Annotated in this window: 12 protein-coding genes and 1 tRNA gene; all 13 read right to left on the bottom strand. The window is 48.0% G+C overall.

The window, feature by feature from the left end; translation table 11 throughout:
* Positions 1 to 4: 4 nt before the first annotated feature.
* Entirely contained in the window at positions 5 to 3,247 is a 3,243-nt protein-coding gene (locus tag B4W65_RS10605) for a SusC/RagA family TonB-linked outer membrane protein (protein WP_240509548.1), read from the bottom strand.
* Between the two features lie 365 nt (positions 3,248 to 3,612).
* Positions 3,613 to 4,749 carry a glycoside hydrolase family 88/105 protein gene (locus B4W65_RS10600; protein WP_240509547.1) on the bottom strand — a complete coding sequence of 379 codons (1,137 nt, stop codon included), beginning with the start codon at positions 4,747 to 4,749 and terminating at the stop codon, positions 3,613 to 3,615.
* Positions 4,750 to 4,759: 10 nt separating this feature from the next.
* Positions 4,760 to 8,929: a hybrid sensor histidine kinase/response regulator transcription factor gene (locus tag B4W65_RS10595; protein WP_088655130.1), complete on the bottom strand. Its 4,170-nt coding sequence runs from the start codon at positions 8,927 to 8,929 to the stop codon at positions 4,760 to 4,762.
* 188 nt (positions 8,930 to 9,117) lie between these two features.
* The gene (locus tag B4W65_RS10590) at positions 9,118 to 12,255 is read right to left on the bottom strand and encodes a glycoside hydrolase family 2 TIM barrel-domain containing protein (RefSeq protein WP_088655129.1); all 3,138 of its coding nucleotides are present in this window, start codon (positions 12,253 to 12,255) and stop codon (positions 9,118 to 9,120) included.
* A gap of 201 nt (positions 12,256 to 12,456) precedes the next feature.
* Complete coding sequence (locus tag B4W65_RS10585; RefSeq protein WP_088655128.1) at positions 12,457 to 13,191, bottom strand: LytR/AlgR family response regulator transcription factor; 735 nt, start codon at positions 13,189 to 13,191, stop codon at positions 12,457 to 12,459.
* A 1-nt stretch (position 13,192) separates the two neighbouring features.
* Positions 13,193 to 14,233: a sensor histidine kinase gene (locus B4W65_RS10580; protein ID WP_088655127.1), complete on the bottom strand. Its 1,041-nt coding sequence runs from the start codon at positions 14,231 to 14,233 to the stop codon at positions 13,193 to 13,195.
* A gap of 38 nt (positions 14,234 to 14,271) precedes the next feature.
* Positions 14,272 to 15,420, bottom strand: coding sequence for an ABC transporter permease (locus B4W65_RS10575; RefSeq protein ID WP_240509546.1), 1,149 nt, complete (start codon positions 15,418 to 15,420; stop codon positions 14,272 to 14,274).
* A 77-nt stretch (positions 15,421 to 15,497) separates the two neighbouring features.
* Positions 15,498 to 16,238 carry an ABC transporter ATP-binding protein gene (locus tag B4W65_RS10570; RefSeq protein WP_088655125.1) on the bottom strand — a complete coding sequence of 247 codons (741 nt, stop codon included), beginning with the start codon at positions 16,236 to 16,238 and terminating at the stop codon, positions 15,498 to 15,500.
* A 25-nt stretch (positions 16,239 to 16,263) separates the two neighbouring features.
* Positions 16,264 to 17,451 carry an efflux RND transporter periplasmic adaptor subunit gene (locus B4W65_RS10565; protein WP_088655124.1) on the bottom strand — a complete coding sequence of 396 codons (1,188 nt, stop codon included), beginning with the start codon at positions 17,449 to 17,451 and terminating at the stop codon, positions 16,264 to 16,266.
* A 28-nt stretch (positions 17,452 to 17,479) separates the two neighbouring features.
* Positions 17,480 to 18,775: a TolC family protein gene (locus B4W65_RS10560; RefSeq protein ID WP_088655123.1), complete on the bottom strand. Its 1,296-nt coding sequence runs from the start codon at positions 18,773 to 18,775 to the stop codon at positions 17,480 to 17,482.
* A 190-nt stretch (positions 18,776 to 18,965) separates the two neighbouring features.
* A tRNA-Arg gene (locus B4W65_RS10555) sits at positions 18,966 to 19,039 on the bottom strand.
* Between the two features lie 139 nt (positions 19,040 to 19,178).
* Positions 19,179 to 19,526 (bottom strand): DUF4907 domain-containing protein, encoded by a 348-nt coding sequence (locus B4W65_RS10550; RefSeq protein WP_158522834.1) that lies wholly within the window; start codon positions 19,524 to 19,526, stop codon positions 19,179 to 19,181.
* Complete coding sequence (locus B4W65_RS10545; RefSeq protein ID WP_205741257.1) at positions 19,510 to 20,520, bottom strand: Kelch repeat-containing protein; 1,011 nt, start codon at positions 20,518 to 20,520, stop codon at positions 19,510 to 19,512. Before B4W65_RS10545 ends, B4W65_RS10550 begins: the two co-directional genes overlap by 17 nt.
* Between the last annotated feature and the right edge of the window lie 89 nt (positions 20,521 to 20,609).

Raw genomic sequence — 20,609 nt, 5'->3', positions numbered from 1 at the left:
CCTTTTAGAAATTAACACTCATACCAACACTGTAAGTCTTCGAAAGAGGATAAACCGTTCCCCCCTGACGACCGATGCCGGCAGTTTCCGGGTCCATCGTCTTGCTCAAACCCGTAAGAGTAAGCAGGTTTTCTCCAGAAACATAAACCCTGAAATTTTTCAAAGCTATACGGTTGGACAGTACCTCGGGAAAAGTATAGCCAATCTGCAGATTTTTCAAACGCATATATGAAGCATTCTGCAGATACCTGTCCTGCGTTTTATGGTTTTTATTGTTGAAGAGTGGACGTGGGTAGTAAGCATCCAGGTTTTGCCCCAAAGCATGGTTCTCATCGGCTCTAAAATAGTCCAGATGCTCCTTCATAGCTGTTGACCACCACTGACCACTTCCGGTAGCGCCCCAAAAAACCATACTGCCTTCGCCGGGGTCGAAGTCACGTTTTAATACACCCTGCCAAAACATCTGTACATCAAAACCTTTCCACGAAGCATCCAAATGCACACCGGTCAAATAACGTGGCGTATTGTTGCCCAGCTTCCTCAAGTCGCCCATATCCTCCATGGTGTTGCTCCCATTATCCACACGGCCATCGCCGTTTAGGTCGGCATACATAATGTCACCGGCCGCCCAGTTGCTGCCCAGTGCATTCTGTCCACCATTGGGCAAACCGGCCAAATGAGCATCCATTTCCGCATCGGTTCGTGCAATACCAATGGTTTTATAACCGTAAATATCACCAATCAATTCGCCTTCGCGATAACGGCCCAAATCCCCAGTGGGGTTACCGTAGCGCAAGATTCGGGTCTGAGAATCGGCCATAGTCAGGCGTGCGCCGTAACGAAAATCACCAATGCGATCTCTCCATTGCACATCAAACTCCCATCCAAAAGTCTCCAGGTCGGTATTGTTGGTATAAGGAACACCGGTTCCCAAAATAGCAGGCAGTTCTACACCAGGTCCCATCATATCTTTGGTCTGACGCACAAAATAATCGAACGAACCGGTCAGACGATTATTCATCGCACCAAAATCAACCCCAATATTAGTGGTATTGATCTTTTCCCAGGTCAGGGCCGATGAAATAATGCCCACAGCATTGGCCGTATTGGGACGGGCACCATTAATCAACCACAAACCATCAGATGCACCAGTCGACATGGTCAGATAGGTCGGATACCATCCAGTGGTATTTTGGTTGGCCAATACGCCATAAGAAGCCCGCAACTTAAAGGTGTGTAACCAATCGGCTAAACCGCCCCAAAAATCTTCCTGAGCCACATTCCAACCCAAAGATGCAGAAGGGGTCCATATCCAGCGTTGATCGGCCCGATAGCGTGAGGTTCCGTCGTAACGCAAGTTCAGCTCTAACAGGTATTTAGAGTCATAGTCGTAATTCACACGTCCAAAGAAGCCCGCAGTGCTCCATTCTTGATAATTACCCCCAATACTCATATTATCCATATTGGTTGTCAAATCCAAAATAGGCAATTCGGTGGTAATCATATCGGTACGCTGAGCATTCACCCTACGATTCTTAAACTGTTCGGCCTGAAAACCAAAAGTCCCGCCAAAAGTATGGGCGTCAATACTCTGAGTAATGTTGGAGTAAATATTGGGATTTAAAAAAGTATACTTATACGATCCCTCATAAACCTGGTCGTTATTGGGACTGGTAAGCGCTTTATAGGTCGCTTCAGGATTATCCTCGTAATGGGAATACACTACTCTTTGATCCCAGTGCGTCCAATCGTTTCCGCTTTTGACATTCATCTCAGCAATAATGTTCCAATCTTCAACAGGCGTAAAAGTGGCTCTAACCTGCTGGTTAATAGCATCCTTCTGGTCTTTATGACGTCCCCCTTCAGCCATAGTCTGGATATAGTTAATGTCCGACATATAATAACCATTGGGATCCTTAATGGCCCGGGTGGGACGTGCTCTACGTAAAATGTGATCGTAGAACCCCTCGTTCATATTAGAAGGGCGACTGTAATCGGTACGAACAAAACGACTCGTGTAATCCACCTTCACATAATCACTCAAACGGGCAGAAACTTTACCGGTTAAGGTAAAACGGTCAAATTGCTCTGTACCGTAACGCATGAAACCATCCTGCGTCATGTAGTTGGTCGACAAATAGTAGGTTAAATCCTCGCTACCTCCACTCATGCTGAAGTTATGCTCCTGAGAGGGCGACCAGGTTTTATAATACTCTTTCAACCAATCCACATTGGCGTAAGTATAATCATAATTCCATTTACCTCCACTTCCGGGATAAGCCACATCGGTGGGATCAAGCTTCCCATCAAAATAATCCTTCACCAGCTGCTTATAGGATTCATTGTACAAGTGAGAGTTGGACCCGTTAAACTCCGCATCATCATAAAAGTTGACAAATTCCCAGGAGTTTTGCATCTCAGGCATCATTACCGGAGTATTGAAGCGAAAGCTGTTGTTGTAATTAATGGTGGGTTTTCCAGCCTTTCCCGATTTGGTGGTTACCAAAACAACACCAAAAGGCGCCCTGGAACCATAAATAGAAGACGACGCGGCATCCTTCAAAACAGAAATGCTTTCGATATCCTGAGGATTAATGGCGTTGATGTCGCCTTCCATACCATCAATCAAAACCAGAGGGGATCCGGAAGATCCTTGGCCGATGGTTCCGGTACCACGAATATTGATGGACTTTTGGGCATCCAATTCACCCCCAATACCACTGTTGGAGATATTTAGGCCTGGAATGACTCCCTGCAAAGCCTGAACGGCATTGGCTACCGGACGCTCCTCCAAATCGGCAGCCGTCGCGGTACCCACCGAACCGGTAAGATTTACTTTCTTTTGAACACCAAAGCCCACTACTACAACTTCCTCCAGTGCCGAAACCTCTGAAACCAGTGTAATATCAATAACCGAGCGACCTGCAACCGCTACTTCCTGAGTTTCGAATCCAATAAAGGAATACACCAATACCGGATCGGTTGTATTGTCAAGAGGAAGCACGTAGCGTCCGTCAAAATCGGTAATAACGCCCCGGGTAGTCCCCTTTACCACAACATTGGCACCAGGGATAGGCTCTCCTGTTTCATCAACAATCAAACCGCTGACCTGCTGGCCAGTCTGAGGTAGAGCTGCTTTAACATCGGAAGACGTCCAGCCAAAACCGGGAAGCAGCAATATAACAATGGCAAACATTCGCAACAAGAACGATGGGTGCCATATTGTACGGCAATTTAATTTCTTCATGTTTTTCATTCGCTAAATTCATATCAAATAATTCTATTCATCATCTACAAAAAGAGATGCTAAATTATGGCGGTAAAGCCAGAATCTTGATCCTACACCTAATTCTTCTCATAACTTAAAACTGATGTTTAGTTGGTTTATAAATGAGTTGTAATTTCACATAAATTTACACTCCTCCTCAGCTTATGGCTACCACAAAACCATCAGATGGTAGTAATAATTCAATGGCCCATTTTCATTTTTTCAAACACCACCAAGACACTGTTTGACAGCGCAAGGCAAAAAAACATGTCGAGAAAGTACCAAAGAAAAAGCCGGATGTCAGCAAGTGACACCCGGCTTTAAAGCCAAAACAGGCCTTAAGATTATTTCACCAAACGGTACATTTCAGAGGCCGCCAGCAAGAAGGCGCCTACGCCGAAGTTGGAAGTAGAGTTCACATCCACCACCTGACCGGGAATGGCGCGTTCGCCGATGGGTTGCACATACCCCAGGCGACCATCTTCCTGAACCGCCACGTTAACCAAATAGTCCCAGCTTTTGAGTGCTACCGGCAAATAAGTGTCCTTGCTGAGCAGTCCGTTGTTGATGCCCCACAAGTAGCCATAGGTAAAGAAGGCAGTACCGCTGGTTTCGTAGCCGGGAGCATGCTCGGGATCCAGCAGACTGCGGGTCCAGTACCCACCCTCCTGTTGAATGTCTGCCAGTGTTTCGGCCATCTTCTGGTAAATGGCCAGGTACTCGGCCCGGTGCTCATGATCGGCCGGTAAATCGGCCAATATTTTAGCCAAACCGGCAAAGACCCAACCGTCGCCTCTGGCCCAAAAATCCTTAAGGCCATTCAAACTCTTATGTTTGGGATAAATGTACTTTCCGTCGCGGAAAAACAGACCAGTTTCTTCATCGTACATAATGGATTTGGCATAGCTGAAGTACTCGTACAACTTATCCAGATAAAGCTCGTCCCCGGTATGCTTATACAACTTGGTCATTACCGGCATTACCATATAAAGACCATCGGCCCACCACCAGTAATCCGAAGAGTCGGTAGCCATCTGATATTCCATGACCTCAAGCGCACGGGCTATCATGTGCTCTTCCTGCTTAATGTTATAAATATCGATGTAAGTCTGAAAACAAATTTGCCAGTCGCCAAACAGCACAAAATCGTGCGATTCGCCGTAATGGTATTTCCATTCAGCACGGTTGTCCGACTGCGCACCCTTCCATTGGTTGCGCTCCGACCAGGCTATGGAATAGTTTAACCACTCCTGGTTACCGGTAACAAAATAGGCTTCCATATTTCCGGTATGGTAAGCGGCATTGTCCCAAAATGCCCGACCATGCTCGGGATTACTGCTTTGCCAATGGTTATTGACACGGGTCATCACTTCCAACACATCCGCTGCCAGGGGCAAATCATTGTTGTCCGAAGAACAACTGGTGGCGGCAAACAGCAGAGACGCTGCTGCGAGTGTCAATTTTAATCGATTTTTCATCATAGCTATCTAATTAATTATCCAACTTTAAATCTTGCTTATCGATGTACTCCGAAGGGGTACACCCATATTGGTCTTTAAAACAACGCGAAAAGTAGGAGGGGCTCGAAAACCCAACCATGTAAATTATTTCCGAAATGGTACGCTTCTTTTGCACCAGCAATTGTGCCGCAATTTTGAGTCGCTGTACCCGAATAAATTCTTTGGCGGTGTAACCGGTCAAGGCTTTAATCTTTCGATAGGTCTGGTTCGACGATAGGGACAACTCTTCGCTGAGCTTTTCCACATCCAGACCCGGGTCGTCCATAAACTTATCGACCACGGACACAGCGTTGCGCAAAAATTCTTCATCGAGCGACGACAGCGTAATCTTCTCCGGCTCCAGCAACTCTTCGGTCCGGTATTTTTCCTTCACACTTCCACGTGCTTCGAGAATATTCACCACCTTTAAACGAAGACTCTCCATACTAAAGGGTTTGTAAATATAATCGACTGCTCCAATACGCAAACCTTCAATTTCATCTTCGCGCATGGTTTTTGCGGTTAAAAATACCAGGGGGATGTGCGAGGTATCCAAATCGTTGCGTAAAGATTTACCCATTTCAAAACCATCCATTACAGGCATCATAATGTCTGAAATAATGAGTTCCGGAGCAAGTCTCCGCGCCATTTCAAGTCCCTCACTACCGTTGGCCGCAACGTGCACCGAAAACAAGGTCGATAAACCTTCCGAAATAAAGTCCGACAAATCGGCATCGTCTTCTACCACCAGTACCACAGGCTTTTGCTCGTCCTCCTCCTGCCCGGGATCTTCACTCAGCGTTTCAGCTTCACCAACATCTTCTTGCCAGGGCGCCGAATGCTCCATATCCCCAGAGGAGCGTACGGCACTGCTTCCCAATCGCTGATCAAGGTCTACAGGTATCTCAAAACGGAAGGTGGTCCCCTGTCCCGGTTCACTTTCTACCTCTATGCGCCCCAGGTGCTGCTCTACAAAGGACTTGCACAAAAACAGACCAATACCTCCCGTGCTCTGGGTCAACTTTTCATTGACCTGATAAAAACGGTCAAAGATAAGCTCCTGCTGATCCTTACGAATACCAATACCCGTGTCGCTGACCTCCACCGCAAGAACCGGGGCAGCCAGGGCCGGACTGTCTTCCAGGGCAATATGTAAATCCACCTTGCCCTCCTCATCCACAAATTTAAAAGCATTCGACAACAAGTTGTACAGCACTTTTTCAAACTTGTCGCGATCGACCCACATCCTGATTTCTGAGGGTTCGTAATGCATTTGAAAACCAATGTTGCGCGAACGGGCAATGGGCCGGAAGGCTTCCTCCATTTCGTTGAATATGGGCACCACGTTGCAGTGCTGCAGAAACAGCTCCATCTTTCCTTTTTCCACCTTCCTAAACTCCATCAGCTGATTAACCAAACGCAACAGACGACGGGTATTCCGCTGAATCAGCTCGAAGGATTTTCGCACGGGAGCCGGCAAGTCGTTTCGGGCCAGGGCTTCTTCGGCAGGCCCCAGAATAAGGGTAAGCGGGGTACGAAACTCATGGGTGATGTTGGTGAAAAAGTGCACCTTCATTTCGTACAGCTCCTCTTCCTTATCGTGGGCCACCTTTTCGAGCATCAACTTACCCTTTTCTTTTTGACGAATAAGCGAATAGCGCTTGAAAAAGTACAAGAGTCCCAGTAAGACCAACAGGTAAGCCGCATAAGCCCAGGGCGTCTCCCACCAGGGAGGCAGAATATGGACCCTGAGTACTGCGGCTTGTTCACTCTCCATTCCATCGCTGTTAACCCCCTTTACCATAAAGCGATAGGTACCGTGCGGCACATTGGTGTAGGTCGCAGTATTGCGCTGTCCCACGTAATTCCATTCCGTATCGAAGCCCTCCAGAATATAACTGTAGCTGTTGCGCTCAGGACTTTTAAAATCCATAGCTGAGAATACAAAAGTTATGATGCGGTCGTCGTACGAAAAGGTCAGCTCCTCAGCATAAGGCACCGAGGTATCGAAGCCCTCTTTTTTGCCTTCGGGCAAAAAAGTCCTAATGCTCTCATTGGTCAGCAACACATCGGTAAGAGTTACCTCCGGTGGCAGCGACAGATTATCTAAATCCTCGGGATAAAAAGAAATAAAACCATTGGTTCCACCCATAAACATTTTATGGTTAACATCTACAAAGGAAGCATTTCGTTCCATCCCGATGCGCTGATACTCACGCATCATATAGGTTTCCACCACCTCTTCCTTCTGAAAATCGAACTTTACCAAGCCTTCGTAAAAGCCCAAATACAGAAAATCACCATCCCCTTCCATCATATTCATTATAAGCTCACTACCAACATAGTCATAGCCCGGATAGCGCTTAAATGAAATCTGCGGATCGTTGCCGCTGTTATAGCTTTCGACCTTACGGTTGAGCCCTGTGTTGGTTCCAATCCATAAATTGCCGGCCTTGTCTTCGAGCAGGCAGTTCACCACATTATCGTTAATGGTTCTATCGTTTACCCTCGAAAACAAATAGGTAGAGAGCTGTCCCGTAACAGGGTCATAACGATTGAGTCCCCTTTGGGTGGCAATCCAGACTATCCCGTCCCGATCTTCAAGCACAGCACGGATGTTGTCGTCGGTAAGTCCGGCATTGCCCGACCGGAAAGCTTCAAAGCGAAAGGTGTCTCCCTCCTTAACCGCACGCACAAAACCCGATTGCATGGTGCCGATCCACAAGGTATTGGGATACTTACGCGACCACACCAGACTGTTGATCTTATTCCCGGGCAAGGCACTGTTCGTTAACGAATTAAACCCAACAAAGGAAGAGAAATCTCCGCGCTCCAAGTCCTCCTTCGAATAAAAAAGCAAACCGGCATCGTCGGTCCCCACCAACAATCCATCGGGAGTAACCTCCAAAGCCAGCACCGAGTTGGATTGAAACCATTGGTTACCGGTCCGGTACCGCTGGTTGGGAATTCTGTTCATCAAGCGATAACCCTCCTCCATTTTTTGGTAGTGCAACAGCTCATTAGCGGTGCCTACCCACAAATTGCCGGCGTCGTCGCCGGCAAAGGACCGTACCGGACTCTGAAGGGACAAGCCGGGATCCCCCCCTTGAGCAGTGCTGTACCGCTTTATGCCCGATTGTAAAACCGAAGTCCTGTCGATTTCGGCGCTGCCCACCCATAAAATGCCAGAACGGTCCACCATTAGGGCCGATATATTGTTGCCCGAAATACTGTAGGGGTCGGACAGGTCACTGACGAAGGTTTGAAAAAATGCGTCGCCGGGCGACTTCTTTTGCTCTGTCGAATCTAAAAGAGCCAGGCCCTCATCCCAGGTTCCGATCCACAAATTCCCAAGAAAATCGTAATGCAAGCGATAAACATCGTTGGAGCGCAGACTGCCCCTTCCCTCACGCACCATAAAATGCTCAAAACGCAGACTGTCCTTATCAAGCTGAGGCCGCATACGGCTGACACCGCCTCCCCACGACCCAATCCACAATTCCCCGTTGGCCCCCAAGGCCAACTGAGTCAGCGTAGTGTTGTTGATCGACCGCTCCGGCTCCTCCGGATTTGGGATAAAGCGTACAAATGCCTTTGTGGCACGATTCAAATTAACCAGTCCATTGTAGGTGGCTACCCAAAGTTCCCCATTGAGATCTTCCACCACATCATTAATAACGCTTCCTGTTAAAAACGACTCTGCTTCACCCGTTTCAGGATCGACACGAAAAAGTCCGTCGCTCCAGGTGCCCACCCACAGCATACCTTCCGCATCTTCATAAAGCGTCATAATGCGACTTTCAAAAGGATACTGGTCAATCTCATCGGTCTGGGGATTCAGCCGGTTCAGGCCATAGGAAGTCCCTATCCAAATGTAGCCCCGCTCATCCTCCAGTAAAGCAGTAACCTCCCGGTTGCTGATGGTCCGTGGTTCATCACCAATGCCCGATTTGTAAACGACACACTCATAGCCGTCAAAACGCGTAAGCCCATTCCAGGTACCTACCCAGATAAAGCCTTTGCGGTCTTGCAGAAAGACATTGGGCTTGCTGCTCGAAAAGCCATCCTCCATCGAAAAAGAATCAAAATCGAGAATACGTTGCGCCTGTCCCCACCAGGCAGTAACAAACAACAAGCTGGTCAACAAAAGTACTTTGATCATAACAACTCCTCCGGTAAATGAACACTAAAGCAGCTTAAAGATAATCGGAAATTTTTTAACCGGACCGCACAATTGCCGAAAAGCTCAGGATTAAACAACGCTCAGTCCCTAAAGGGAAGGTTCGTAAAGCACGGCGCTTGCGCGCCGCTGCTCCACGAACCTTAAGAACTTATCCTTGTGCTGTATAACTAGCGCTCAAAAGGACGTATAATGTACGAATAAGCGTAACTGTCCTTCAACAGACGATACTCCTGATGTGGCAAACGCCCCCAACTGTCGTCACCGCCCAAACCGCGCTGTGCCAGGTCTACATTCAAAAACACATCGACACGGGGGTAAACATCAATGTGACGAATTCCCTTCTTGGTGAAACCAGGATCCAGATCTTCGGCCCGGTAGTGCAAGGCGGCCACACTCAGGGGCTGCAAGCCTTCCACCATTATACCAAAGCCGTCATCGTTGGTCAGTGTTAACCAGCGCACATCGGTTTTATTGCCCGATTCCTGGGGACGAATGTATTCGAAAAACTGATCGGCCACTTTACTGCCGTACAGCCCCAGGTGCGAACCATAATTGCGGTCCGAATAGTTTTCCCAGGGTCCTCGTCCATAGTACGCAAAGTTATCGTACTCGGGCGCCAAACGCATTTGCATGCCAAAACGCGGCATTTCGGGCAAGCTTTCCATCCCGGCCTTGTATTCGGCATCAACACGAACAGCGCCATCAGGCGTTACCGTATAAGTCAGGTAGTAGTCCGACCGCACATCCCAGAGGAAAATATGCGCCTTCATTTTCACAAATCCGTCGCCCTCGGTAACCTCAACGCTACGAACCTGGCGATGGTCACCTGCCAAACGCCAAATGTTGCTGTTGCGTTGCATGTGGTTACCAAAATCGTTGTCGGTTGGCGCACGCCAGAAATCAGGCATGGGCGCTCCGGCAATTAAGTTACGCCCTTTGTAACGGAAATGACCAATACCTCCTGAGCGCTTGTCGAGACGAAGCTCAAAGTCCGTTCCTTTTACCACCACCGAACGCTCATCGTCCTGTACCTCAAAACTGCCCGAAGTACTTACAAAATCCTGCTCAAAATATTGGTTGTTGGCAAAAGCCAGCTGCTCTGTAGCAATTTCGTGCTTTGCCGGCACCAAAGCCGTATGCTTACGGGTGTGGGCATACACATTTACATAATACTCCTCCCCGGCGGTAATCTGCGGGGCCTGGTAAGCCAAACGAACCACGGTGCTTTTTCCGGGCGCCAGATCGACCTTAAAACTACCCTGCTCACTTACCTCGCCATTCTTCAACAATTCCCAACTGAAATCGTAGTCCGAAAGGTTGGTAAATGAAAAGCCGTTCTCTATCCGAATTTGGCCCGAAGCCAAATTCACTGCCTCAAAAAAGATGTTCTGATACACCTTCTTAACTTCAATCAAACCCGGCTTAATACTGCGATCGGGGCTCACGAGTCCATTCAGGTTAAAATTCTCATCGTGATACAAATGCCCGCTGCCCAGGTGACCGCCATAAGCCCAAAACTCACGGCCATCGCCGGTTTTGGACAAAATACCGGCATCTACCCAGTCCCAAATGAAACCACCCTGCATATTGGGCGAATTGTAAATGATGTCCCAGTAGCGTTTAAAGTTTCCGGTACTGTTGCCCATGGCATGGGCGTACTCACACATAATGTAAGGGCGCTCCACCTGATCACGTGCAGCATATTCCTCCATATTCTGAATAGAAGGATACATCGGCGCCACCACATCGGTATTGCGCTCCTCTCCAGCCTGCTCAAACTGAACCAGGCGAGTAAGATCCCGCTCCTTAATCCAATCGTAGGCATCAAAGAAAACCTGACCATTACCACACTCATTGCCTAAACTCCAAATGATCACACTGGCGTGGTTTTTATCGCGCTCTACGAGACGGCGAATGCGGTCCATATGGGCAGCATGCCACGACTCCAAATAGGCCGGGTGGCGGTTTTTGTCGAACCAGCCCTGAAAGGTAGCACCCATGCCGTGCGTTTCAATATTGGCCTCATTTACGACATACATCCCATACTTGTCGGCCAGCTCATACAACTCAGGCGAGTGCGGGTAGTGGCTGGCACGAATGGCATTCAAGTTGTGCTGCTTCATCACCTGAATGTCTTTGATTATAGTCTCCGCAGGAACATAATGCCCCGTAATATGATCGTGCTCGTGCAGGTTGGCTCCTTTTACCATAATGCGCTGACCGTTGACCAACAACTGGCCGTTCTTCAGCTCAACCGAACGGAAACCCAGCTGGGCTGACGTCGCCTCGATAACCTTACCCGAAGCATCCTTTAATTCGAGCACCGCCTGATAAAGATTGGGCTGCTCAGCACTCCATTGACGAGCATTGGCTACCCTGCGCGAAAAACTCACATCGGCGCTACTGCCGGCAGCTACCTGCACCGTTTGCGACTGGGAAAAGACCGACTGGCCGGCAGCATCAAACAAAGTCAGATCTACCCTGCGAGCAAGCGCAGTATTGCTGTGGTTTTCAACAGTAACTTCCCCCTCCAACTGTCCGTGTCGATAATTCTTGTCGAGCTTGGGACGCAAAAAGAAGTCCTGAATACGTGTATCGGCCGTACTGTACAAATACACGTCGCGCTCAATACCACTCAGGCGCCACATATCCTGATCCTCAATAAAACTGCCATCGGTCCACCGATACACCTCCACGGCCAATTCGTTTTTCCCAGGCTGGGCATAGGCAGTCAGGTCAAATTCCACGGGGTTTTTTGTACCCTGGGCATAACCCACCTTTTGTCCATTGAGCCAAACATACATACCTGAGGTGCCCCCCTTAAAATGCAAATAAACCCTGCGGTTGGTCCAGCTTTCAGGCAAAACAAAATCCTTACGGTACGAACCCACCGGATTGTCTTCCTCGCCTACATAAGGAGGCGTTGCCTGATGCGGATACCGTACATTGGTATAAATGGGTACCCCATATCCTTCCAACTCCCAGTTGGAAGGCACAGGAATGTCATCCCAATGTTCTACATTATAACCAGCCTGGTAAAAATCAACCGGACGCTGGGCCGGATTCGGCGACCAGTTAAATTTCCACTGACCACTCAACAACATATAATAAGGCGATCGGGAATAATCACCACTTTTTGCCAGCTCCGCATCCGGAAACTGATAAAAAGTAGCCCGGGGTTTTTCGGTATTTACCGCAAACACCCGCTCATTCTCCCAATCCCGCTGCTGGGCCGTGGCTCCTACCGCACTTCCCATTCCAAGTGCCAGCATCCAGCTCAAAACCGGAATAAACTTTCTTCTCATGTTCCTATTTTTGGTGATACTTAAACAATCTCACCAAAACTAAACATTCCTTAATCGGCCCTCTACTACATTTTTTAAAAAGGCTGTAACTTATTCCCGAGACACCTCACGAGGCATCCGGCAAAATGCTCATTCTCAAACCTCTGTCAAATTAAGGCCATAAAATGTCGAATTGCCAACAACGCTTATACAACCCCCTGATCACATTAAAAAACGCTGATTCAGCAATGCAAAAAAGGCCTCCTTAACAGAGTCGGAGATGGGCACATAAGTCTTTCCGAATACAATTCTATTTCGTTCAATGGCCACAACAGCATTTAGGTTTACTATGTAAGAGCGATGTACCCGAAAAAAGTCACTGGCAGGCAATTTATCGGCAAGACTCTTCAGCGTGCTTTGCGTAACAACAACAGATGCATCCTTGCAAAACAGTTTCACATAATCCCCCATGCTTTCAATGTACTGTACCTGATCTAAATCCACCCCCACCAATCGCGACTCGGATCGCACCATTATTGACCGTACCGGATTCCCATGGCCCTCTCCAACAGAACCCGAAACAGTTCCACCCCGCAATAAATCAAACCATTGACGCCCTTTTGTTGCAGCACGCAAAAACTCCGGGTAATTAAACGGCTTCACCAAATAATCGAGCGCATCCACCTTAAATCCCTCCAGCGCAAATTGAGGATAAGCAGTAGTAAACACAACACGGGTAGAAGGCGGTATGGCCCTGGTGAGTTCCAATCCGGTAAGTCCGGGCATCTGAATATCTAAAAACAACAAATCGACCGCTTGCTTCATTAGAATTTCCAAAACCTGAAAAGCGCTGGAACACTGGCCCACTAAATCCAAAAAGGGTGTTTTTTCAACATAACCCGCGATAAGACTAAGGGCTAACGGCTCATCGTCCACCACCAAACACTTAATTTTCATATCACAGACGTATACTTAGTTCTACACAATAAAGACCAGCGTTGGTATCGACATCAAAACGATACCTGCCGGCATAAATCAACGCCAAACGCTTGCGCAAATTAACAAGTCCAATTCCGGCTGCCGATTGGTCGCTCGCCGACTCTTCCAATATGCTGTTTTTAAATTGCGCATGCAATACTCCCTGCTTCTCCACCACCCTGATACGAATACTGCAGGCCTTATCGCTACTGACGCCATATTTAAAGGCATTCTCAACCAGAGGCACCAAAAGCAAAGGAGCAATCATACGATTGGGATCCTCCACACGACGATAAAAATCAACATCCAACAAAGCGGTACTGCGCATTCTCATTAAGGCCACATAGCTGTCCAAAAATTCCAGTTCCCCGGAAATAGGCACCCGCTCCGCATTGGTTTCGTACAAATGATAACGCATCAGTCTGCCCAATCGATGAACAGCCGCCTGGGCCTGCTCCTGATCTACCTGAATTAAGGCATAAATATTATTCAGTGTATTGAAAAAGAAATGCGGATTCAACTGCATTTTAAGGTTGCTTAATTCCGATTTCAAATGTTCATTTTCCAAGGCCCTCTTTTGTGCATCCATTTTGGCCCACCTGGAAGTTGACCTCAAGGCTACAGCCACACTAATGGCAAAACCATAAGAAAACAGCATTCCGCTTAACACAATAAAGGGAGGCGGTTTGGGCTCCGCCCTGAAAAACTCATCGGGAGGTGGCGTTGCAAAAGCAAAGGCGTGCCTGAGCCATTCGCCAGCCACCACCAAAAGCAAACAAAAAACATTTATGAGGATAAACCAAGCCATTTTTCGCCCAAAAAGCAAGTGTGGGACCAACCAAAGGTAGTTGAGATAAAAAAATGCCATTGTAACCAGGGTACGCATCCAAAAGCCATGCGTTAAGGGCCGCATAGGCCTGCCGTCAGCAATAGAAAACAGCAAGGGCACAACCAACCAGAAAAACCAAAAAAACAAATGAACAATCCCTGTCTTCAGGAAACTCACCCAAGTTTTATTCATAAAACACAACTTTCAAAATATCAGCAAAGTAAATCAATTTATTCATACCTGAGTGCTGCTATGGGGTCCAAAGCCGCAGCCTTTCGGGCAGGATACCAACCAAAAAACACACCAATAACGGTACACACCCCAAATGAAAGCAGCACCGAGGTTTCTGAAACCGAAACCGGCCAGCCTAAAATACGATCAAGGGCCGCGGATGCGCCCAAGCCCAAGATCACACCAAGTAATCCTCCACCAAAACTCACCATTAAAGCCTCCATTAAAAACTGAAGCATTATATGCAAGCTTCTCCCCCCTACTGCCATTCTCAAACCTATTTCCCGGGTACGCTCAGTTACCGACATAAACATCACATTCATAATACCAATCCCCCCTACCAACAGAGAAATTCCAGCCACAGCAGCCAACAAAAGAGTCATCATTTCAGAAGTCGAACTGAACATAGCAATCAGTTCCTTCTGAGAACGGACTTCAAAGGCGGGTTCGCCGTTACTGATCAAACGTGAGTTTGCACTCAAAAGCATTTCTACTTCTTCAACAGCCTTATCAGACAGATTTTCAGATACAGCAGAAGCGTAAATACTGTGCACATGAGACACCGCCAACATCCGCTTTTGCATGGTAGAATAAGGCAAAAGCACCACATCATCCTGATCCTGACCAAAAGTATTGCTCCCCTTTTGTTCCAAAACACCTATAATTCTTAGCGGAACGGCACCCACCCTAAGAATCTGACCAATGGCCGACCGGCCATCGGGAAAAAGGTTTTCGACTACAGTTTGTCCCACAAGGCACACTTTGGCACTTTGTTTAATGTCCAATACGGTGAAAGCAACCCCCTCTTTAATTTGCAACTTACGAATGTTTAAATAAGCCGGAGCCACGCCCTGAAGCTGAGTGGGCCAATTGTTTGGCCCCGACACCACCTGTCCCCCAGTACTCAGAAACGGAGAAACATCAGACAGATAATGCGCCTCCTCTTCCAAAAGAACCGCATCATCGGAACTGAGCAAAACCGTAGCCGAAGCCTCCATACGCACCCCGCCCCGACGCCCACCAGCAGGCATAATGGTCAGCATATTGCTGCCCATCTCAGAAATTTGCGACTGGATTTGCAACTGCGATCCCAAACCCAGGGCCAACATACTGATAACCGAGGCAACCCCAATTATTATTCCCAACATAGTTAGCAGAGTCCGCATCACATTGCGCCCCATTGCCTTCAACGCCGTTCTTACTAAATTACCCATAGCCATCGCCCCTAACTTATTTCAATATTAGCCTTCAACAAGCCGGCAGCATCCTGTACAATTGAAACCTTCTCATTGGCAACAAGCCGGCCATCCTTTAACCTGAATATGCGTTGCGTAAAAGCAGCCACATCGCTTTCGTGAGTGACAAACACAATGGTTTTTCCCTGAGCATTTAAATCCTGAAACAAAGCCATAATTTCATACGAAGTGCGCGTATCCAGGTTGCCTGTAGCCTCATCGGCCAACAACAATACCGGATGATTTACCAGCGCCCTGGCTATAGCAACCCGCTGCTGCTGACCGCCCGATAATTGAGCGGGAGTGTGGTTAAGCCTATCACTCAAACCAACCTGTTCCAAGGCAAATTCAGCCCTATGCCTTCGCTCACGCGCCGACATCCCTCCATGGTAAATCAAAGGCAATTCAACATTCTCAAGCGCACTGGTTCGCGGCAATAAATTAAAGGACTGAAAGACAAAACCAATTTTCCGGCTTCGCACCCCGGCCAACTGATTCTTATTTAAGCCCCCGACCTCAGTCCCATCCAGCACATAACGACCGGCTGACGGGCGATCCAAGGCACCCAAAATATTCAGAAGCGTTGATTTCCCCGAACCACTGCTGCCCATTATGGATACAAAATCACCTTCCTTAATCGAAAAAGAAACCCCTTTCAGGGCTTCAACCCGAGTGGCTCCCACGTCAAAAAAACGCTTCAAATCAGACACCTCAATAATCCACTTATCCATACCTATCTTTTTTTTGACAAGTCTCTTAATTTCTAGCTCTGGGCGGAGCAGGCACAAAAGGACTGTTGGCAGGGACATCCGGCACAGGCTCCTGCAAACTATTGAAACCGATCACTACTGAGTCAACGGGATTAACACCACTCAAAACCTGAATCAACACCCTGTCGCTTAACCCGGTAACCACCGGAACCTGCAACAAAACCTCACCCTTCTTGACCCAAACCCAGGAGCTTGGCCCACTACCGGCCTTTTGATTTTTTATTTCCTGCGCCATCTTAAGGTCAAAAGCGCCTTCTAAAAGAGGAGCGGGCTGTATATTCAATGCCGAAAAAGGCAGCACCGCAACATCCCTCGCCTCACGGGTAACAATACTGATGGTTGCTGTAAGTCCAGGTTTCAATAACAAATCAGGGTTGGGAGCATCAACAATCACCGTATAAGTAACCACATTACTTGCAATAACAGGATTCAATCGGATCTGGGTAATGGTTCCCCCAAAAACCTCATCAGGGAAGGCATCCACAACAAAAGACACCCGCTGCCCTTGTGCAACCTGACCAATATCGGCTTCATCAACAGCTGCCTCTACCTGCATTTGAGTCAAATCCCTGGCGATGGTAAAAAGTGTTGGCGTATTAAAACTGGCAGCAACTGTTTGTCCCTCCTCCACTGCACGCTCTAACACCACACCGTCGATGGGCGAATAAATGGTGGAGTAATTCAAATTTACCTGAGCCTGATCTACCTCCGACAACAAGCGGTCAACAGCCAGTTGTGCATTTTTAAACTGATAAACCGCCGCCTCAAAGTCACTCTCACTCAACAAAGCAGCCTGATACAGATGCATCGACCGATGGTAAATCTTCTCTTGATAATGCAACTCATTTTCGGCAGAAGCCAAACTGGCCTTTGCTTGCAGCAAACGGGCCTCCAGGGCATTCTTATCCAACTCAGCCAAAACCTGTCCACGTTTCACCACATCGTTAAAATCAACGTAGATCTTTTCTATTACCCCCGAAACCTGAGTGCCCACCTCAACTTGATCAATGGGCTCCAGGGTTCCGGTAGCACTTACTGTAGTAACCACGGTACCTTTGGCCAAACAGACCGTTTTAACCGCCCATTCGGGGCCCGATCGAGGCCTGCGCGAAAGCATCCAAAGGCCCGTTGCCAAAACCAGCACTGAACCCAGTAACAACAATTTTCTTTGCATAAGTTAATGTTTTATTGAAGCGTCCCGTTTATGATTCACCCAAAAGGCCACCGGTAAAATGATTAAGCACTTGCCTTTGCAGCAAAACCGTGTACTTGGCCTGTAGTTGCTCCTTTCCTGCACTCAACCAGACTTCGCGCACCTGCAGCAATTCAATGGAAGTAAGCATACCGAGGGCAAACTGTTCCCGGGCCAGAGCATAACTCTCACCCGCAGCCACTTCCTGTATTTCGGCCGCCCGATAGCGCGCCCAGGCGGCCTCCAGATCCTCGTAGCTGCGCTCTATTTTCTGAAGCAATTGGTTACGTACGTTATCCATCTCCAATTGCTGCTCCTCCAAAGCAAGGCGTCGACGCTGCAGGTTGGCCCGACTTGCAAAGCCGGCAAACAAAGGAATCTTTAACTGCAAGGATACGGCTTGCTGAAGATGATCACCATAATGCGTACTGAGACCGGCCGAAAGCGACAGTTGTGGCAAATAATTGGAGCGGGCCGACTTCAGGTCAATTTCTGCCATATCCAGCCCCAGTTGCTGCATTTTCATTTCGGGACGATGGGCAAGAGCGGAGGAAAAAACTTCGCCACGACCAGGCAATAAAAATCCCGACTGAAACAAGGTATCCGGTAGGGAATCGACTTCAAAGGAGGCCTCAACAGGCAATTCGAGCAATTGCTTTAGGGCAGTTTGTTGCTGGTTGAAAAGATGGGCAGCCGACAATGCAACGTACTCATCTGAAGACAACTGAGCCCTAACATCAAGCAAATCTCGGCGTGTTTTGCTTCCTGCTTCAAACAACAACTGCACTTCTTCAACCTGCTTTTTTGAATGACCTGCCACTTCCTGGTAATACTTCAGATTTTCCCGGGCATATAATACATTCATAAACTGTTCCAACACCCCCACAACAATGTCCTGTTCGGCCGCTTCAACCGACAACAGCGTCCACTGATAATTAAGCTGAGAGCGCTTTAATGCATTCCGCTGAGCCCCGCCCTTATAAACAACAAGACCCGAAGAGAGCGATGCGCTGGAAGTTAGAGCCGATGACTCATTAAGCGTCTCGGCAGCGCCAGTTTTGGTTAAAGACGTGGATGCCGCTGCGCTTAAATCAGGAAAAAATTGCCCCCGGGCCTCCATCCTGTCCACCACCGCCCCTTCGGCAGCCAAGCGTTGCTTCTGCACCTGCAAATTGTGCTTAAGCGCATAGGCAACGCAATCCTGTAGTGACCATACCTTATTCTCCTCCGGAGCATCCCCTGCCAAAAGCGCGGACAATGTAAACCACCCACATAGACACAGGATTATTGTTTTGATTTTTTGCATAACGTAACTGTTTCCAGATTTACCTCTGCAAAAATGCGCCCGAGTCAGGAGGAAAAAAATGAACTTCGACCAACAGGCCGATTTTACCGATAGAAAGGATCGCAGGAAGTACAGCCCCCTAAAACAGGTTGCAAAAACAAAAAGAAAAACCGCAAACCCTTGTTTTACAAAGATTTGCGGTCTTAAAATGTGATCCCGAAGGGACTCGAACCCCCAACCTCCTGGGCCGTAACCAGGTGCTCTATCCAATTAAGCTACGGAATCAATACCCTGCGCTTGTCATTTCTCTTAAACGCGCTGCAAATATAGGCATAATAAGGGAACTGCAAAACAAAACAGACAAAAAAAAACGGTGTTTTTTTTGTTTTAAAACGCCCCAACAAGGGCTCTGAAAACTAAATCACTAATTTGCAGGCACAAGCATCCTAACCCCCAAGTCTGCTAAATCCTCCTCAGAAATTACGGGAGCTTTCCCCCGCTGCAAGCGGGCAACCACCAAAGCAGCCACTTTTGCAGCATCCTCTTGCCGCCAGAACAACAGCCTGCCTTCAACAGCGGGCACATAGGGCTGATAGATACAAACCTTGTTATTGAGCGTAATCTGGTAAGCATAACCCGATTCAAACGCCAAAACATCGTATTGGTAGACTGGTTCAACCACCTCCCGATCGGATACCAGCATATACAACAAGCAGCCCAAAAGTCCAGCCAAAACCAGCAAAAGCGAACCCAATTTAATCGTAAGCCTCATACTCCTCAAATGGATGGAACACATAATTATCATCGAAGCGGTAGCTGCTGCTTCTTCCTGTAGCAACAAAAGCCTCCGTACCCAATGAAAAAGCAACTGCTCCACTGCGGGCTGCCCCTTCAAAATCGGTCTTAGCCACCCACAAATCGGTTAAGGGGTTATACTCCCAGGTATCGGTACGCAGGGAACCACTTTCTCCGGTTGTGTAATACCCCAAACTGCCCATTGTGAAAGCCACACCGTAGGAACGGACTATGGTGTAATCGTCATCGTACGAATCGTCACTGGTATTGGCAATGTCCCGCTTCTGTTCCCACGACAAATCGGCAGCATTCAACTTCCAAAAATCATAGACATACTGCTGATTATTGATGCCACCCACCAAATAAACATTCTCACCGATATTAAAAGCAGATGCCCCAACACGCTTAGTTCCTGGGAAGGGATGCTGCTCCCACACATCACTCTCGGGCAAATATTTATAAAAGTCCTTCAAATGATTCCCATTGTAACCGCAACCGATAAAACCATAATCGCCTACCGAAAAGGCAACAGCACCATAGCGCCCACCTCCGGGATAATCAGCCTTTTGCTCCCATATATTATTGGCGGGATCATAAGCCCAAAAATCACTCAGATAATCAAGACCATTGTACCCTGTCCCCACGTAACCCTTCCCATTTAGAGCAAAACCAACGGCAGAATTCCGGCTTTCACCAGGAAAGGAGGCCTTCTGTGTCCAAAAATTCTGTTCGGCATCGTAGGCCCAAAAATCACCCAAGCGGTCGCGCCCGTCGTAACCACCCATTAAATACCCCGTCTGACCCAGACTAAAAGCAGCAGCCTGACCGCGGGCCACTCCATCAAAGTCCGAACGCCTCACCCAATTGCCAACGGCATCATCTTCCTCTTCATCATCGCCACAGGCTACCCAGCCCAGACTTAAACCGGCCACAGCCAGCAAAAGCCAACTCTTTTTCAACAAGTTCATCATAACTATTCGTTTTTATCCACAATAAAAAATCACAGCGAAGATAAGCGGTGGCACAAGGTCAACAGGAAACAAATCGGTGACCGCCTGCA

The organism is Geofilum rhodophaeum (assembly GCF_002210225.1).
GTDB lineage: Bacteria > Bacteroidota > Bacteroidia > Bacteroidales > Marinilabiliaceae > Geofilum > Geofilum rhodophaeum.
Note: the sequence above shows the minus strand (reverse complement) of the source record. Positions and strands in the feature narration are given on the sequence as shown.

Bases quoted from the DNA above. Each gene is read 5' to 3' on its own strand.
- B4W65_RS10605 (WP_240509548.1), bottom strand. From the start codon at position 3,247: ATGAAGAAATTAAATTGCCGTACAATATGGCACCCATCGTTCTTGTTG.
- B4W65_RS10600 (WP_240509547.1), bottom strand. From the start codon at position 4,749: ATGATGAAAAATCGATTAAAATTGACACTCGCAGCAGCGTCTCTGCTG.
- B4W65_RS10595 (WP_088655130.1), bottom strand. From the start codon at position 8,929: ATGATCAAAGTACTTTTGTTGACCAGCTTGTTGTTTGTTACTGCCTGG.
- B4W65_RS10590 (WP_088655129.1), bottom strand. From the start codon at position 12,255: ATGAGAAGAAAGTTTATTCCGGTTTTGAGCTGGATGCTGGCACTTGGA.
- B4W65_RS10585 (WP_088655128.1), bottom strand. From the start codon at position 13,191: ATGAAAATTAAGTGTTTGGTGGTGGACGATGAGCCGTTAGCCCTTAGT.
- B4W65_RS10580 (WP_088655127.1), bottom strand. From the start codon at position 14,233: ATGAATAAAACTTGGGTGAGTTTCCTGAAGACAGGGATTGTTCATTTG.
- B4W65_RS10575 (WP_240509546.1), bottom strand. From the start codon at position 15,420: ATGTTGGGAATAATAATTGGGGTTGCCTCGGTTATCAGTATGTTGGCC.
- B4W65_RS10570 (WP_088655125.1), bottom strand. From the start codon at position 16,238: ATGGATAAGTGGATTATTGAGGTGTCTGATTTGAAGCGTTTTTTTGAC.
- B4W65_RS10565 (WP_088655124.1), bottom strand. From the start codon at position 17,451: ATGCAAAGAAAATTGTTGTTACTGGGTTCAGTGCTGGTTTTGGCAACG.
- B4W65_RS10560 (WP_088655123.1), bottom strand. From the start codon at position 18,775: ATGCAAAAAATCAAAACAATAATCCTGTGTCTATGTGGGTGGTTTACA.
- B4W65_RS10550 (WP_158522834.1), bottom strand. From the start codon at position 19,526: ATGAGGCTTACGATTAAATTGGGTTCGCTTTTGCTGGTTTTGGCTGGA.
- B4W65_RS10545 (WP_205741257.1), bottom strand. From the start codon at position 20,520: ATGATGAACTTGTTGAAAAAGAGTTGGCTTTTGCTGGCTGTGGCCGGT.